This window comes from Robertmurraya sp. GLU-23 (genome assembly GCF_052983275.1).
In genome coordinates, this window is the sequence record NZ_JBRKCV010000007.1 from 1 (window position 1) to 16,079 (window position 16,079).

The following is a 16,079-nucleotide window of genomic DNA, read 5'->3' on the forward strand; positions in this document are numbered from 1 at the left end:
GCTCCAAATTTATCCTTACGAGATAAATCCAACCATAGTATCGAGCTTAAACTCTAAAATTACAATTTATAAAATACTGAGAATACTGGAGAAAACGCGAGTTTTCACTTTGTTTATTGAGGGAGTTTTTTGACTATCTAAAGAAGTCTGGTTTATACGACAATTCTATCATCATCATGTATGGTGATCATTATGGAAATTCGGTTAATCGTAATAAAGCAATGGAGAAAGTATTAGGAAAAGAAATTACACCTTTTGAGAGTGCGGGTTTACAAAGAGTACCATTATTTATTCGTGTACCTGGGATAGAAGGTGGAGTGAACCAAGAATATAGTGGTCAAATAGATATTTTACCAACACTACTTCATTTACTTGGAATTGATACAAAAAATTATATACAATTTGGAACAGACCTATTATCAGAAACTCATAATGAAGTTATTCCGTTTCGAAATGGTGACTTTGTAAGTCCAGAAGTTTCATCCATAGAGGGTAAATATTATGACTCGAAGACTGGCCTTGAATTGCTTCTTGAAGATAAGTTAGTGCTTGCAAAGGAATATAAAAAAAATGTAGAACTTAAATTAGAGGAATCCGATAGAGTAGTAAACGGAGATTTGTTAAGGTTCTATACTCCAGAAAACTTTACTCCTGTGGATAGATCTAATTATGATTATAATAAAGATGATACCCAGGAAGTTAATAATCAAAAATAAAACACAAAAAGGCTGAATTGAGAATAGCTCAATCAGCCTTTTGTGTTTTATTTTCATTAATCAGTTATTAGTTTATATAAATTCATTTGTAAAAAGAGCGAACCTCAAAATACCCAATATAAATATAACTATTGGAAATAATGACGTATATTTGTCACAATGACAACTTCTATATGTGATAAAATTAATTAAAGTAAATTTATTAAAGAAAAAAGTGTAGAGGTGAGCTTTTTTATGGCGAAATTCGGAACCTATTTATTGGCCATATTATTTTTTGTGGTTGGTTGTAATAACAACGTTGAAACTCAAATTAATGATGAGGTCCCTGAAATAATTGAGGTTACGGTTGAAACTATCCCTGATGAACTAAAAGTCAATGAGGAAGTAATTATTCAAGCTAAAATTACACAAGGAGAAGATATAGTAAAAGATGCTGACGAAATGCAGTTTGAAGTTTGGAAAGAAGGTCAATCTGATCAGGAACATGTAAAAGTAGAAGGAGAGTTAGATAAAAAAGAAGGTGAATATTACGTCAAGAAGACTTTTACCGAACCTGGTCTTTATTTTGTAATTGCACATGTTACGGCAAGAGGGATGCATAATATGCCAAAAGTCGAGTTCCAAGTTAAATAATAGATGAAAAGGAATGTATACAAGGTTGATAATGAATAAGACCGGTAGCTTTGAAGCTGCCGGTCTTATTCATTAACCTTTAGGCATTGGAGTAGGTGTAGCTGGTGTACCTAAACCTTCATATTTTTTGTCAATGATTTCACGAATGGTTTTTAAATCTGTTCCTTTTTCATATTCTAGTTTCGCCTCACGGGCGATATCCACACAGACACCTCAGCCAAAGCCCATGGTATCTAAAAGGGCTACATCACCTTGTATTGAATCCACAAAGCAGTTTGTATTGCTTGTATGTCCGTCTTCTTCATAACAACCACAATAACATGGCATGTAATCCAAAACTTCTGGATGTTCAACTGCAAATTGATAGGCTTCTAAAATTTTGGGATTGTCTGTTAAATCAGTAACTACAGACCAATCATTACTTCCTATTGTATACTCTAACTTTGGTTGAACTTGTTCAGATTTGCTAGGTGGTTGCTCTTGTTCATTTTCTTGACTCTCTAAGGATGAACAACCTGTAATAACTATTGTACTAAATACTAGAGTGGTAATTATTTTATTCAGATAACTCACCTCAGTTTTTACAATTTTGATATTAAAATAATATCATTGGTTGTCTTGTAATACAATTGCCAAAAATTCGAATCAAATTAAAGTGAATTATCATGGAAACCTATAGGAAGTAACGGATTAAATGTAAAAAAATAACAAAAATTTGAAAAAAAATCCTTTTTAATATTGTCACATTTATTCTACTAAACTAATGTTATTATTATAATTGCATAAATTCTTATTTGTATATCTAACTTTGTGAAGAAATGTGCATGTAAGCAGAGATATCTATGAGTATATGTGCACTTATTAAAATGATGAAAATATTTAAAGAAAGGGGTACCTCTATGAAAATGAAATTGGCATTATTTTCGTTAATTTTCACTATTGCCACTGTGCTAACGGGATGTGAACCGCTTCTCGTTTTAGACCCGAAAGGACCTCAAGGTCGTACAACATCCGATGTTATAATGATTTCGATTTGGACAATGGCTATTGTCGTAATTGTAGTCTTCACACTCTTTGTGTATATAGTTAGGAAATATCGTGCTTCTAAACAAAGGGAAGATTATGAACCACCTCATATTGAAGGAAGTATTAAATTAGAAATTCTTTGGACATCTATTCCAATCTTAATCGTTGCTTTCCTTTCGTTTATTACTGTTAAGTCAACCTATGAAGTGGAGGATGTCCCAAAGGGATATGAAGAAGAGCCATTAGTTATTTATGCTTCTGCATCTAATTGGAAATGGCATTTTAGTTACCCAGAGGAAAATATTGAAACGGTTAACTATCTCTTTATTCCGACGGATCGTCCCGTTCAGTTTAAACTATATTCTTATGGGCCAATTGCGAGTTTCTGGATACCACAGCTGGGAGGTCAGAAATACGCAATGTCTGGAATGGTAAATACCTTAAATTTAGCAGCTGATGTTCCTGGTGAATATATGGGTCGAAACGCTTCGTTTACTGGAGAAGGATTTGCTGAACAAACGTTCAACGTTCAGGCAATGACTTCTGAGGAATATGATGAGTGGGTAAAGGAAGTTAAAGAAACTGCTGAACCTCTTACAGAAGAAAAGTTTAACGAATTATTAAAACCAGGCCACCTTGGACAGTCGACCTACACTGGAACACATTTAGAGTTTTCGCCACCTCCGGCAGCTCATCATAATGGTGGTTCAACTGAAAATAATGAAACAGACACAGAAAAAGCAGATCAATCTGACTCAGATTCATCTGAAGGGAATTCTGATCATAGCAACATGAATCATTAATAATTAACTCTCACTAGCTCAAAGTTAGTTTTTATGAAGAGCAATTAGCAATATTATTCCTGAAAGGAGTTAAAAAAAGTATGGATTTCTTTGATCGATTTGCCGTACCTAATCCAGGTCCAACAATATATGCATCGATGGCAGCCATTGCACTTACTATGATTGCAATTGTTGTTGGGTTAACCTATTTTAAAAAATGGGGGTATCTTTGGCAAAACTGGTTAACAACTGTTGACCATAAACGAATCGGTATAATGTATTTAGTTTCTGCCTTATTGATGTTATTCCGAGGCGGAGTAGATGCGATTATGATGCGTGCTCAAACTGCTGTACCTGATAACAAATTGTTAGGTGCACAAGAGTATAATGAAATATTCACAACTCACGGAGTTGTGATGATTATATTTATGGCTATGGCTTTCATTATGTTTTTTATGAACTTTGTAGTACCATTACAAATTGGTGCTCGTGATGTGGCCTTCCCTAGATTAAATGCAGTAAGTTTTTGGTTATATTTTTTCGGAGCAATGTTATTTAACATTTCGTTTGTAATCGGTGGTTCACCAGATTCAACCTGGACATCTATTTTCCCTTTAGCGGGTAATGAATTTAGTAAATCTGTAGGAACGAACTATTATATGATTGCTCTTCAAATTTCTGGTTTAGGAACGTTAATAACTGGTATTAACTTTATTACGACCATTCTCAAAATGAGAGCACCTGGATTGACATTGATGAAAATGCCGATGTTCACATGGTCTGCTTTGATTACAAATCTAATCATCGTTTTTGCCTTTCCAGTATTGACTGTTGCTCTTGCAATGGGTACTTTCGATCGTCTGTTTGGTGCTAACTTCTTTTCAATGTCGAATGGTGGTATGGATATGCTTTGGGCAAACCTTTTCTGGGTTTGGGGACATCCGGAAGTTTATATATTAATCCTACCGGCATTTGGGATATATAGTGAAATCATTTCAACTTTTGCAAGACGTAATCTTTATGGCTATAAATCAATGGTTATCTCTATGGTGGCTATTTCTGCACTATCATTCTTAGTGTGGGTTCACCATTTCTTCACAATGGGTCAAGGAGCATTTGTTAATAGTATTTTTTCTATAACAACCATGGCTATTGCGGTACCGACTGGTGTTAAGATTTTCAACTGGTTATTTACCCTTAGAAAAGGAAAAATTGTCTTTACAACACCAATGCTATACACATTGGGCTTTATTCCGATTTTTACTATCGGTGGTGTAACAGGTGTTATGCTTGGTATGGCTAGTGCTGACTATCAATACCATAATACTATGTTCTTAGTTGCTCACTTCCACCTAGTGATTATTCCTGGTGTAGTTTTTGCAATGATTGCAGGACTCTTTTATTGGTGGCCAAAAATGTTCGGCTTTATTTTGAATGAACGATTAGGAAAATGGTCATTCTGGTTCATCTCTATCAGCGTTTGTGTAACATTCTTCCCAATGTTTATTTCTGGTTTAGATGGTCAAGCTCGTCGTATGTATACCTACTCAGAATCAACTGGATTTGGAATTTGGAATATGATTTCGTTTATCGGTGCATTGGGATTAGCGGTAGGGTTTGCTTTAATTGTGTACAATATATATTACAGCATTCGCTACGCACCAAGAGATATACCTGCTGATCCATGGGATGCACGTTCTCTTGAATGGGCTACTCATAGTCCGGTTCCAGAATACAATTTTGCAATTGTACCTGAAGTTGATTCAACGGAAGCATTTTGGGATTCAAAGAAAAAGGGATATAAATTGTTTAAGGGGGAAATTAAAAAAATTCATATGCCAAATAACAGTGGAATGCCGTTTATCTTAGGAGCAATCTTTTTCGTATGGGGCTTTGCGTTTGTTTTCGGTATTTGGATTCTTCTAATCCTTTCGACAATCGGACTTTTTGCTTGCTTAGCATTTCGTTCATTTGAGAAAGATCATGGTCGCTACATCTCTGTTGAAGAAGTAAAAGAAACAGAAGAAAAATTGGGAGGTACTAGAATATGAAGATAGATCACTCGCTCCCTCTCGAATATAGTACAGAACAAAACCGTTTAAATATCTTAGGGTTCTGGATTTTCCTTGGAGCCGAAATTGCACTTTTTGGAACGCTCTTCGCATCGTATTTTACATTAGTAAATGGAACTGGCAATGGACCAACAGGAGCAGAGATTTTTGAGATTACTCCAGTACTAATTGAAACAATCTTACTATTAACAAGTAGTTTTACAATTGGCCTTGCGATCCATGCAATGCGTATTGGAAGACTAAAAGCAATGATGACATTCTTTGTCATAACACTAGTTCTTGGCCTAGGATTCCTAGGAGTAGAAATATACGATTTTGTAGTATATATTCACGAAGGCGCTACGCTACAAACTAGTGGTTTTACATCGATCCTTTTCCTTACGTTAGGAACTCACGGTGCTCACGTTGCGTTTGGTCTATTCTGGGGTCTGTTCATCCTAATACAAATTAAGAAACGTGGATTAACCCCTGAAACAACTAATAAAGCGTTCATTTTCTCTCTTTACTGGCATTTCTTAGACGTAGTATGGATCTTCATCTTTAGCTTCGTCTTCTTGAAAGGAATGATGTAACTTGAAAGAATTGTTCCCAATAAACCAAGTATTAGGTTTTGTATTTTCGTTAATTTTAACTGCTGTTGCACTAACTGTATACTTCTTTGATTTATCATTCACAGTAGGTGCGACAATTCTTCTAGTGACAGCATTCATACAGGCAGCCTTACAGTTAATTGTGTTTATGCACGCTGGTGAATCAAAGGATAAGAAAGCAATTTATACGGCAGTTTATTATGGTTTCTTCATAGCTTTAGTTACTGTATTTGGTACCTTACTAACTCTTGTATGGGGATATTATTAATTGCTTTTTCCAGGGGGCGTCTTTAATGGCGCTCCTTTTTTGTTATAGAAACGATTCTATTTGGAAGGTACATTTTATTAAGAATTTCTTCTGTTACTACAAAGAATACACCCATAAGAAAGATAAAAACAGAACCGATTACTATCCCAACACCAATTGGTGTCAAAACACTGTAACCGTTTACAAACAGTCCGATAAAGAAAGAAATGATTCCAAATGTAAGACTCGTTAAACTAACGTACTTTACTACATTAAGTATTTTCACTTTAGATTTCATCACATTCATCTCCTTCATTTCTTTATATATAAATTATTCACTAAGTTCACAAAGTTGTCAAACATTTTTATAAAAAGATGCAAAATTACGCTTGACTTTAAAATGAATTTCGGTGTAAGTGGAATGTGTGTTTAAATTTCAATAAAATCCATTTAAAAGTAGATTACAATTTTGTAACATTTTGTCGATTGATAATTTCGTATGTTATTATAGAAAGGGATTGAAAGAATGGACATCAAGTTTATAGGGAAGTGGTAACTTTTGGCCTCAAATAATGTTATAAAAAAAATATTATACATAACATCCACTTTATTAATAGTATCAAGCTCTATTAGTTCGGGAGAAGCTTCAGCCAAAGTTGAGTTGCAAAAAATTTATCATGTTTATGTAGGTAATCAATATATTGGCATTGTCCACGATATTGATGAAGCTCAATCAGCTATTAAGCAAAAGATACAGGAATCAAAAAATAATTATCCTAACTTAGAAATGGACACGTCAAAAGAGGTTGAATTTGTCCCTGAAAATACTTTTCAACCTAAAGAGCATGATCAACAAACAATAGAATGGATTAATAATAATATTGAAATCAATGCAGTTGGACTGGGAATTAGATTCGGTGATCAGGCAGTTTTTGTAGCTAGTAAACCAGAAGCTGAAGAAGTAATAAAAAATCTAAAGTTAAAGTTTACTAGCGATAGTACGGTTACAACCTACATTTCACCAGAACCTATTGTTGAAGAAGTAAAGGTAAGTCCCGAAAATGTATTAAAGGTTACAGATGCTGTTAACTACATTTTAAAAGGAACTCGTAAAAACGATTACCACCTAGTAAAAGAGGGCGAAGTTCTGGGGGAGATTATTAATAGTTATGACATATCTAAGGAGGAGTTTTTCGAACTTAACTCTTTTAATGAAAACTCCATTTTACAAATTGGTCAAAAACTAATAGTAAAATCCTACAAACCTATTGCTGATGTAATAGAAGAGAAACTTGTAACTGAAAACGTGCCTATTCCTTTTGAAACTGAAGTTGTAGAGGACGAGTCTCTATACAAGGGGGAACAAAAGGTTAAACAAGCAGGTTCAAATGGTGAAAAAGTAGTTCAATACAAGTACATTAGTAAAAATGGTCAGTTAGAAAATAAAGAAGTTGTAAAAGAGGATATTATTAAACAACCTGTGAAACAAATTGTGGTTAAAGGGACAAAAGTTATTCCATCAAGAGGAACCGGTACTTTCACATGGCCAACAGTTGGTGGCTATGTATCTAGTAAAACAGGGGAAAGATGGGGTACCTTACATAAAGGTACAGACATAGCTAGGCCAAGTGATCTTTCTATACTATCTGCAGATAACGGTACAGTAACATTTGCGGGATGGAACGGAGGTTATGGGAATAAGATTGAAATATCCCACAACAACGGCTATAAAACGATCTATGCACATTTGAACTCTATTAGTGTAAATGTTGGTCAAACCGTGGAAAAGGGAAGTAAAATCGGAATTATGGGAACAACAGGTGATTCTACAGGTGTTCATCTTCATATTGAGTTATATAAAAATGGACAATTAAAAAATTTCTTAGATTATGTAAACTAATTATATAAAAGAGAAGGGAGAGACCAAATTACTTAGTCTCTCCCTTCTCTTTTTGCTGTAATTGTAGCACATATGGTAATTGTAAAGGTAGTAAGAGTCAAATGCATGAAAGAGGTAAATACATTTTGCTCGTGTAATCTTGGTAAGACCCCAAATAAGATAGTTAATAGTAATGTTGCTATTAAATATATTGATCTTGTTTTATATACATTATAAGAGATGGATAAGGATAGGATATATGCAGCAATTAATAATATTGTAATTCCAAGTATTCCATGTAAGGAGTATACCGTACTTGAAATTATTGTACTGCTGACCAAGGAAAGATTTTTCATAGCTGAATAAAGTAACTCACTATTATTAGAGTGTTTAAAAAATGCACCAATAAAAGTTTCAACAAAAATAACTATTAATAAGATTTTTGCTGGCTTCTTAATAAAATTTAAATTAACAACTTCTTTTGGTTCTTGTAATGAGTAGTGCAAATGAATAACAGAAGTGAGTAATAGTAGATTTAGCATAACTTCTATTGTTGAAAATTCGAGCCTCTCGTTTAGCACTTGTAGTAAATAAAGAAAACTAGAAAGTACTGCAAAGACCTTGAAATTCTTCTTATCTGGATTTTTTGATGCGTAAATAGAAATCAGAAATAAAAAAAATCCTAACACAATATAAATTGTTCGTTGACAATATTCGATCCATTTTTCCCCAGAATCCGTAGTAATCCCTAAGTTTCCAATAACAAGTCCAATTATTGTTATAAAGATAGTAAGTTTTGTAGTCTCTTTTATCATATAAATCATCCCAATCTATATATATGAGTATATTTGCATATACTCTTTTTATAATATCATGTAAGGGTCCTAGGCTCAATAATAAGTCACTATTAACATTTGAGTATTTGTATAATCGGATTATCCACAATCAAGGTAGTAGTACTATTCAATCCCTTCCGCTATTTAGGCAAAAAGCCAAATATTATTGGGGTTTATTAAAACAATTAGATTTAGGGTTAAAACAAGACCCTATGAATTGTCATATTACATAAAATAAGTGAGACTGTTTTTAAGTTGATTAGTGTTGTGAGGACTAATGAAAGAAAGTGGAAATTCTTGAAAATTACAGTTTTGTTATTATGTTAACCATTGTATGTTTTCATGTGTAACCTCATATCGGTAAATATTTGCTTGTTCAACTTCGCATACGCTTGCGTATAAATGTCAACACAAATATGTTGTACAATTACGCTTGTATAAGGATGTACAATATTACTCATTTTCTTTTGCTAAATGATCTTTTAAGCGATAGTACTTTCCAACCATTGTCACGATAGTGGCATGATGTAAGATACGGTCTAAGATTGCATTTGCTAGTTTGGATTCTTGGAAACCTCATCCCATCCCTTAAAGTTTTCGTTCGTAGTAATGACGGTACTACGTTTTTATATCTCATATCAATAAGCTAAAAAAATAGTTTTGCGTCTTCATGATCGATAGATAAGTAGCCTATTTCATCAATAATAAACAATTTGTACTTGGTATAGTTCTTTTTGATGGAAAAGGTCTTCCTGTACATAAGAGAGGAATTACCAGAAAAAAAGGGTTATACTTCTTAGGGATGCCCTGGCAATATCGCAAAGGCTCTGCCATACTGCAAGGGGTTGGTATGGATGCGAAACATCTAACTGAAAATCTATAAAAAAGAGGTACGTATATGAAAAAAGGTTATTATTTTTATTAGCATGTTGATGTTGGTGCTGCCAATAGTTGTCTTTGCACACACTGAAATTACTTCTTCGACGCCAGAGGCAGGTCAAGTGGTTACGGAAGAACCAATAGAAATCTCTTTAACGTTTGGTGGGGAAATTGAGTCATTAAGTACGATGACGCTAGTAAAGGATGGCCAGGAAATATCTTTTACGAGCGTAATACCTCGCGGAAATCAAATGATTGGTACCTTATCTGAGCCTTTAGAGAATGGTTCTTATACGATTCAGTGGATATTGCTGGGATCCAATCACAGGTAAAATTCCATTCAGCGTTCAATTACCTGAAGAAGAAACCAAAAATACCATAGAAGAAGAGCCAATCAAGGCTGAAACTACTCAAGAAGAAAAGGTTTCTTTTATTTGCTTCTCTACTTATTTATGGTGCAGGTACTGCAACAAACTTACAAGCCCGTTATGCAGGTACGGACTTAGCAAATAATAAACAGCGAGCGACTGCTGTTAGTAGTACGATGGTTTTTACAACATTCGGTGCAGTTGCAGGTCCCAACTTAGTGAATGTCATGGGTAATTTTTCTATTTCTATTGGTGTTCCATCACTTGCAGGTCCTTTCATATTATCAGCAGTAGCATATATCTTTGCAGGTCTTGTACTTTTCATAATGCTTCGTCCAGACCCTTTAGTTATAGCAAGAACGATAGAAGCATCCCTCGGAGAACAAAGTGGTATAGGGCATTTGGCTATAACTGACCATATAGAAAACAAACGAGGAATTATCGTAGGCTCAACAGTTATGTTGCTTACTCAGATCGTTATGGTCGCCATTATGACAATGACACCTGTCCATATGATACATCATGGACATGGCTTGGGTACGGTAGGTCTTGTTATTGGTTTTCATATAGGTGCAATGTATCTGCCTTCACTGATTACAGGAGTTCTAATTGATAAAATAAGTCGAACAGCGATGGCGATAGCTTCTGGAGCTACTTTACTTTTGGCAGGTCTAGTAGCAGCGATTATTCCAGGAGATTCAATGCTCCTTTTAGTAATTGCTCTTTCCTTACTTGGGTTAGGGTAGAATTTTGGTTTGATAATTGGGAAAGCTCTGATTGTTGATTCAACTGAAACTTCAACACGGGCAAAAACTCAAGGTACAGTGGATGTTCTAGTTGCGTTATCGGGAGCTTCAGGTGGTGCCTTATCTGGAATGATTGTGGCTAGTTCAAGTTACACTACGTTATCCTTGCCTGGAGGAATATTGTCCTTATTACTGATTCCAGTGGTAATCTGGTCTCGTGGAAGTAAGAAATAAATAACCTATTGTTTATTCAATAAATTGATGTAGGAGGCATTTTTAAATGAATAAAATGAATGAAATGATTATTGATGTTAGGGAATAGCTGGAATATGATAAAGAACATATCCCTGGTGCCCAATCCATTCCTGTTTCAGATTTAGAAGGACGTTACTCGGAGTTAAATAAAGACTCACCCATTAAAATTGTATGCAATTTCGGAGGTCAACGTAGTCATAAAGCTATTGAAATATTAAAAGAAAAAGGATTTCAAAATGTAGAAATAATTGAAGGCGGAATGTGTAACTGGGAGAAAAACGATAAATAAAGACGTGAAAATAAAACCACTCAAAAAAGGTTGAGAGGTTTTACTTTTATTGATTCAACTGTAACTTCAACAAGAACAAGAAGGCAATGTGCAGTCCAAGCTCGATAAACCACCTTTTATAGTTGTTTTATTTATTTTCCTTTTCACTATCGTGACTATCATCCATTAATCCTTTTGTTGATTGCTTAAACTCTCTTAGAGTAGTGCCCACTGCACGACCAAGCTCCGGGAGTTTTTTTGGTCCAAAAACAATTAATGCCATAACAATTATTAAAATTGCCCCACCAATTCCTATATTAGCCATCTCAAACACCCCTTAAAATTTTACAAAGAAAGCTGTAAAATACATGATTAATATTCCAATTGTAAATCCCGCAAAATTCATCCAAGAGACCGTCGGTTGATTATTCTTTTTATGGTCTTCAATTAGCATTCTGGCAATAACGAATATGACTTGTAAAATGGCACCTGCACCAATACCTAAAAATACCGCACCCCAAATTGGTGAAAAGATAAACCCTCCGAACCAAGTTCCCAAAATCGCAGGCGCACCTGCAACCGTACCTAATAAAATAAATTGGCTAATCTTTGGCTGGGTTTTTAATAAAGGAGCTGCAATTCCAATTCCTTCTGTAATATTATGAAGGGTAAATCCAATCACTAAAAATGTGCCCAACGCTGCTTCACCTAATGCAAATGATGAACCAATCGCCAACCCTTCACCAAAATTATGCAATCCAATACCTGTTGCCATCAATAAGGCAATGCCCAACGGAGAAGAACTATGTCCTTTCTGTTTTTGATGTTGATATTGGTCAAATCCAATCAATAGAAGGAAGGTAAGGACTGTACTGATTATTACAACCATGTTTCCTTGGAATACAGATGGTGCTTCAGCTCCTATTTCAAATCCATCAAATAGAGTTCCAAAAAATAAGAATAATAAGAGCCCAACTGTTAGTGCAAGAATGGAATTAATCCAACTTCCTTTCAAACGTTTCATAAATGGATACCATAATAGTCCTAAAGTAATAGGGACTATCCCTACATAAAAACCTATAAATCCGTAATTCAACAAATTATCCCAAGTATATTCAGGTGTTAATGTGGCTGCATCAATGACAGCTTCTGTTATAATTCCATTTTCTGATATTAATAGAATGGTATGGGGGTCACCTTCCACCCATGGATAATTAATCGTAATCTTTCCGTCTTCAAACCGTTTAAGTGTTGAATCAGGAGTTATTGAAAAATTCCATACCGAATCATCAACAATCACTTGAGATATGGTTAATTTCTCTGGGCCAGTATTGCTAACAGCTAGCTCAAATCCCGAAGGTAGAATTTTAATCTGTTCAACATTTAGGACTTCAATCGGAGCAGCAGGATCTCGTTCCACTCCTGCACCATTTTTAAAAACCCATCCTAATACCAACAATAATAGAACTAATGGTATAAGAAATGTAATTAGCCATTTTGATTTCATCTTTTACACTCCTTTCTATTCAACCTCAAAGAATCCCATCCAGCCAAGTTCGGCAAATTCACTAACATGAGCGTGAAACATATATCTTCCTTTGTATGGAAAACGAACTTCAAGTATCCCACGTTCACCTTGGCATTGCATAATGGTGTCTGTAAATGGAGATGGGTTTTCATTTCTGCCAGTAGGAATATAGGTGAAATAGTTGGCGTGTAAGTGAAATGAGTTTAATAAGTCGAATTCTGTTAAATTGCTTAAATAGATTCTGACAAGTTCATCCTTTTTGATTTTAATGGGATGGTTCATAAAAGCAAAAGCGTATCCATTCACTGTATAAAATTCGTTTGCACCATCCAAATCTAAATCATATGCATTCATGACCATATTTAATTCGAGTGCGGATTCTCTTGGGGTTTTTGGATCAATAATAAAATTACCGTATAATCCTTTATGAATGTGTCTTGCTAAAGGTAGTACATGGCAATGATAAATTTGTAATCCATATGGTTTTGCCTCGAATTCATACGTAAAACTTTGACCTGGAGGAATAGGTGCTATTCCGTCCATTTCAGGTGGATGAATCCCATGAAAATGGATGGAATGTGGGTGACTTCCTTTGTTAGTAAAATGAAATTTTAATAAATCTCCTTCAGTACAACGAAATGTGGGTCCTGGAATCGTTCCATTATAAGTCCACCCAGGAAACTTAATTCCTTTTGCAATTTCAATCTCCTTATCAATTGCTACTACTTCATACTCTCGAAGTGTCCGACCATCTGAAAGTCTTGTTACCTTTCCATAGTCAAATTCTGTGAGGAGACGTTCTGCCATCTTATAGCCTTCTGTTTTAGTAGCATCGTTCATATTCATGTGATTTCCAGAGTGATTTTTGTGATTTGATTGTTGATTCTCTGCATGAGCCACATTGGAGAACGGTGCCATTTTATTTAGATAAATGCTCCCAGCTATACCAAGGGCGCCAGTTGTTCCAATTTTTAGAACATCCCTCCGAGAAATTTTTTTATCTTCCATTCTTTTACCTCCCGTTAAAAAGTTTCTCTAACGCAAAAATATTTTCGTATGCCAATAATATATGATAAGGACAATCTTTTTGTCAATAACCAAAGAGGGGATTTAAATAAATTATTCAAATAATTGTTTGAATATCAGAATTCTTTTGTATATTATAATTTAATGAATGTTTGAATAAAGGAATAAAGGGGAGTAATCCTATGAAAAGGAGATTTTTTGAAGCTCGTCAGGAAAAATTCAAAATTCTATATCCTCAAGAAGATGTTTTGTAGGATAAGTATGATTCAGGTTGGCTGCATTTAAGGCGGCTTTCTTTAATGGTATTTCTAGGTTGTGAAGAATTTCACCTAAATGATAGAGGGAAAGTGCAGAAATTGTGGAGAACAATTTATTCCTTTTGAATTTAAAACCAATCGAAAATAGATATTAATCGAATAACCTTAGTTCTTATTAATAATATAGTTTATTAAGAGGTATTTCCCCTAAGGGGGTTAGATAAATTTAAGCTGCATATAACACTAAGAGTTTTTAATAGAAAATGGATAGGAAAATACTTAGAACTTTTTAGTCTTATTTAAAGGAAAAAACTTTTTTCAAAATCATCTCTTCTGAAAAGTAGCCTTTTTCCATCATTAACATGTGGGCCAGAAATTGAGGCGATTTTTCTAAGTGAATGTTTTTTTAATACTTGTTTAATTTGTATATTTAATTCAAGGGCAAGTTCAAATGTCAGCTTTCCGTAGTGACCGAAAGGCTCTTCGATTTATTGATCAAAATACATTATCAAATGCCTTTCTTCATTGTGAAACACGAAAAGTGGATAAATCAGGGTGTATCAGTTTCTTAGATCAAAGTATGAGGTTGGTCTTACATTCGTCGGTCGCCAGGTAGAAATTGTATATGTCCTTCGGATCTTGAGGAATTGACTATAGAATATGAGGGTTATACCCCTTGGAAAGCTAAGAAGCTCGTAATTGGTGAAAGATCGGGAAAACGTCCAGAATTACCGGAGCACATGCAGAAACAGGAAGCTGAATCTTCTCGACTATTAAAAGCAGCTGAACAGAAAAATCATAATCGTAAGATTGAACAGACACCTGCTGTAACCTTCCGTCCTATTTGGAAGGAGGAAGACACCAATGTTTGAATCATTTTATGAGATGGAAAATACCCCATTCACCCGAGATGTACCTAAAGATCAGCTATATGATTCTACTATGATGCACGAAATTCTGGGAAGGTTAAAATATGCAGCTGTAAGACAGCTTTTTGCGGTTCTAACTGGGGATTGCGGCACGGGGAAAACTACAACTATACGGAAATTTGTCGACCGGTTGGATAAGGGAAAATATCAGGTTTTATATCTATCAGATTCAAAATTAACACCACGTCATTTTTATAAGGGATTGTTAGAACAATTAGGTTCTGAAGCTAAGTTTTATCGTGGAGTTGCCAAGCGTCAGCTTCACAGAGAGATTGAATTAATGAGAGGGATACGTGGCGTTCAGCCTTTGGTAGTCGTTGATGAAGCTCACCTGCTTGATCGAGAAATGCTTGAGGAAGTAAGGTTTCTACTTAACTTTAAGATGGATGCCCAAAGTCCAATGGCACTTATTCTTGTAGGACAAAGTGAAATATGGGATCGTCTTCGTCTACAATCATATGAAGCGATACGGCAGAGAATAGATATCCAGTTTCGTCTAGGACATTTCGATCGTGCTCAAGTTGGGGAATATGTGTCCAAGCACATCCGTTATTCGGGTGTTGAGCAGCAGATTTTTTCTGATGGAGCACTTGATGAAATTCATCGTATTTCCGGTGGGGCTGCAAGGCTAATTAATAAACTTTGTACCCATAGTCTTCTTTATGGATCTCAAAATGGACGTAGGATTATTGATGATCATATGGTTAAGCTTGTCATTCAAGGTGAGCTCTCATGAAGAAGTAGCGATGGAGGGAAATGAAATATAATGAAGAGCTCGATTGCTGGGTAGTTTTTTGGGAAGAGAGTACAGGATGCAAGATGCGCTGCGGTGATTGGTTTGAGCTTCACCTTGGAGAGGGAAGAAAACTTACATGCCGTATGGAGTTAGGGAGAGATTGGTACGTCATTGTTGGTTTTAATGAAACCAAATTATATTTAAAACCAAACGAGGTTTATCAAGTAGACATATAAAAAACTAGGAGGCTTTGGGTTTAAGCTTCCTCTTTTATTATTTTGGACACAAAATCCGTCAGAATTTGGA

General features: G+C 35.0%; 16 protein-coding genes and 4 pseudogenes. 13 read left to right on the forward strand and 7 right to left on the reverse strand.

Going from position 1 to position 16,079, the window contains the following annotated elements; all coding sequences use genetic code 11:
- Window positions 1-116: 116 nt before the first annotated feature.
- Both ACVBAX_RS12730 and ACVBAX_RS12735 read left to right on the forward strand, forming a co-directional pair.
- Window positions 117-716 (forward strand): annotated as a pseudogene (locus ACVBAX_RS12730) (LTA synthase family protein); the annotation flags it as partial.
- A gap of 234 nt (window positions 717-950) precedes the next feature.
- The gene (locus ACVBAX_RS12735) at window positions 951-1,349 is read left to right on the forward strand and encodes a FixH family protein (protein WP_447117368.1); all 399 of its coding nucleotides are present in this window, start codon (window positions 951-953) and stop codon (window positions 1,347-1,349) included.
- 72 nt (window positions 1,350-1,421) lie between these two features.
- On the opposite strand, the gene ACVBAX_RS12740 is transcribed toward ACVBAX_RS12735, so the two are convergent.
- Window positions 1,422-1,913: a PCYCGC motif-containing (lipo)protein gene (locus tag ACVBAX_RS12740; RefSeq protein WP_447117515.1), complete on the reverse strand. Its 492-nt coding sequence runs from the start codon at window positions 1,911-1,913 to the stop codon at window positions 1,422-1,424.
- Between the two features lie 335 nt (window positions 1,914-2,248).
- Here ACVBAX_RS12740 and qoxA point away from each other — a divergent pair, with 335 nt between their 5' ends.
- From qoxA to qoxD, 4 genes are all read left to right on the forward strand, one after another.
- Window positions 2,249-3,178, forward strand: a complete 930-nt coding sequence (gene qoxA / locus ACVBAX_RS12745) for a cytochrome aa3 quinol oxidase subunit II (protein ID WP_447117369.1) — start codon at window positions 2,249-2,251, stop codon at window positions 3,176-3,178.
- 80 nt (window positions 3,179-3,258) lie between these two features.
- Window positions 3,259-5,208, forward strand: a complete 1,950-nt coding sequence (gene qoxB / locus ACVBAX_RS12750) for a cytochrome aa3 quinol oxidase subunit I (RefSeq protein ID WP_447117370.1) — start codon at window positions 3,259-3,261, stop codon at window positions 5,206-5,208.
- Complete coding sequence (gene qoxC / locus ACVBAX_RS12755) at window positions 5,205-5,801, forward strand: cytochrome aa3 quinol oxidase subunit III (protein WP_447117371.1); 597 nt, start codon at window positions 5,205-5,207, stop codon at window positions 5,799-5,801. The genes qoxB and qoxC overlap by 4 nt, the downstream gene beginning before the upstream one ends.
- A gap of 1 nt (window position 5,802) precedes the next feature.
- Entirely contained in the window at window positions 5,803-6,087 is a 285-nt protein-coding gene (gene qoxD / locus ACVBAX_RS12760) for a cytochrome aa3 quinol oxidase subunit IV (protein ID WP_447117372.1), read from the forward strand.
- A 22-nt stretch (window positions 6,088-6,109) separates the two neighbouring features.
- On the opposite strand, the gene ACVBAX_RS12765 is transcribed toward qoxD, so the two are convergent.
- Window positions 6,110-6,364, reverse strand: a complete 255-nt coding sequence (locus ACVBAX_RS12765; RefSeq protein ID WP_447117373.1) for a hypothetical protein — start codon at window positions 6,362-6,364, stop codon at window positions 6,110-6,112.
- Between the two features lie 261 nt (window positions 6,365-6,625).
- On the opposite strand from ACVBAX_RS12765, the gene ACVBAX_RS12770 reads away from it, so the two are divergent.
- Window positions 6,626-7,966: a peptidoglycan DD-metalloendopeptidase family protein gene (locus ACVBAX_RS12770; RefSeq protein WP_447117374.1), complete on the forward strand. Its 1,341-nt coding sequence runs from the start codon at window positions 6,626-6,628 to the stop codon at window positions 7,964-7,966.
- Between the two features lie 32 nt (window positions 7,967-7,998).
- On the opposite strand, the gene ACVBAX_RS12775 is transcribed toward ACVBAX_RS12770, so the two are convergent.
- The gene (locus ACVBAX_RS12775; RefSeq protein WP_447117375.1) at window positions 7,999-8,760 is read right to left on the reverse strand and encodes a hypothetical protein; all 762 of its coding nucleotides are present in this window, start codon (window positions 8,758-8,760) and stop codon (window positions 7,999-8,001) included.
- 474 nt (window positions 8,761-9,234) lie between these two features.
- Window positions 9,235-9,514 (reverse strand): annotated as a pseudogene (locus ACVBAX_RS12780) (ATP-binding protein); the annotation flags it as partial.
- 205 nt (window positions 9,515-9,719) lie between these two features.
- Between ACVBAX_RS12780 and ACVBAX_RS12785 the strand changes: the two are divergent.
- From ACVBAX_RS12785 to ACVBAX_RS12795, 3 genes and pseudogenes are all read left to right on the forward strand, one after another.
- Window positions 9,720-9,992 (forward strand): copper resistance CopC family protein, encoded by a 273-nt coding sequence (locus tag ACVBAX_RS12785; protein WP_447117376.1) that lies wholly within the window; start codon window positions 9,720-9,722, stop codon window positions 9,990-9,992.
- A gap of 92 nt (window positions 9,993-10,084) precedes the next feature.
- Window positions 10,085-11,008 (forward strand): annotated as a pseudogene (locus tag ACVBAX_RS12790) (MFS transporter); the annotation flags it as partial.
- A gap of 88 nt (window positions 11,009-11,096) precedes the next feature.
- Window positions 11,097-11,318, forward strand: coding sequence for a rhodanese-like domain-containing protein (locus tag ACVBAX_RS12795; RefSeq protein WP_447117516.1), 222 nt, complete (start codon window positions 11,097-11,099; stop codon window positions 11,316-11,318).
- A 127-nt stretch (window positions 11,319-11,445) separates the two neighbouring features.
- On the opposite strand, the gene ACVBAX_RS12800 is transcribed toward ACVBAX_RS12795, so the two are convergent.
- Genes ACVBAX_RS12800 through ACVBAX_RS12810 form a run of 3 tightly spaced genes read right to left on the reverse strand, consistent with a single transcriptional unit; the run spans window position 11,446 to window position 13,833 of the window.
- Window positions 11,446-11,622, reverse strand: a complete 177-nt coding sequence (locus tag ACVBAX_RS12800; RefSeq protein ID WP_447117377.1) for a twin-arginine translocase TatA/TatE family subunit — start codon at window positions 11,620-11,622, stop codon at window positions 11,446-11,448.
- 12 nt (window positions 11,623-11,634) lie between these two features.
- Window positions 11,635-12,804 (reverse strand): ZIP family metal transporter, encoded by a 1,170-nt coding sequence (locus ACVBAX_RS12805; RefSeq protein WP_447117378.1) that lies wholly within the window; start codon window positions 12,802-12,804, stop codon window positions 11,635-11,637.
- 15 nt (window positions 12,805-12,819) lie between these two features.
- A complete protein-coding gene (locus tag ACVBAX_RS12810) occupies window positions 12,820-13,833 on the reverse strand; it encodes a multicopper oxidase domain-containing protein (protein ID WP_447117379.1) in 1,014 nt (337 codons plus the stop codon).
- A gap of 729 nt (window positions 13,834-14,562) precedes the next feature.
- Between ACVBAX_RS12810 and ACVBAX_RS12815 the strand changes: the two are divergent.
- From ACVBAX_RS12815 to ACVBAX_RS12825, 3 genes and pseudogenes are all read left to right on the forward strand, one after another.
- A pseudogene (locus ACVBAX_RS12815) lies at window positions 14,563-14,980 on the forward strand (Mu transposase C-terminal domain-containing protein); the annotation flags it as partial.
- On the forward strand, window positions 14,973-15,773 hold the full coding sequence (locus ACVBAX_RS12820) for an ExeA family protein (RefSeq protein ID WP_447117380.1): 801 nt from the start codon (window positions 14,973-14,975) through the stop codon (window positions 15,771-15,773). The pseudogene ACVBAX_RS12815 and the gene ACVBAX_RS12820, both read left to right, overlap by 8 nt.
- A 20-nt stretch (window positions 15,774-15,793) precedes the next feature.
- Entirely contained in the window at window positions 15,794-16,009 is a 216-nt protein-coding gene (locus tag ACVBAX_RS12825; RefSeq protein ID WP_447117381.1) for a DUF5348 domain-containing protein, read from the forward strand.
- Window positions 16,010-16,079: the final 70 nt, after the last annotated feature.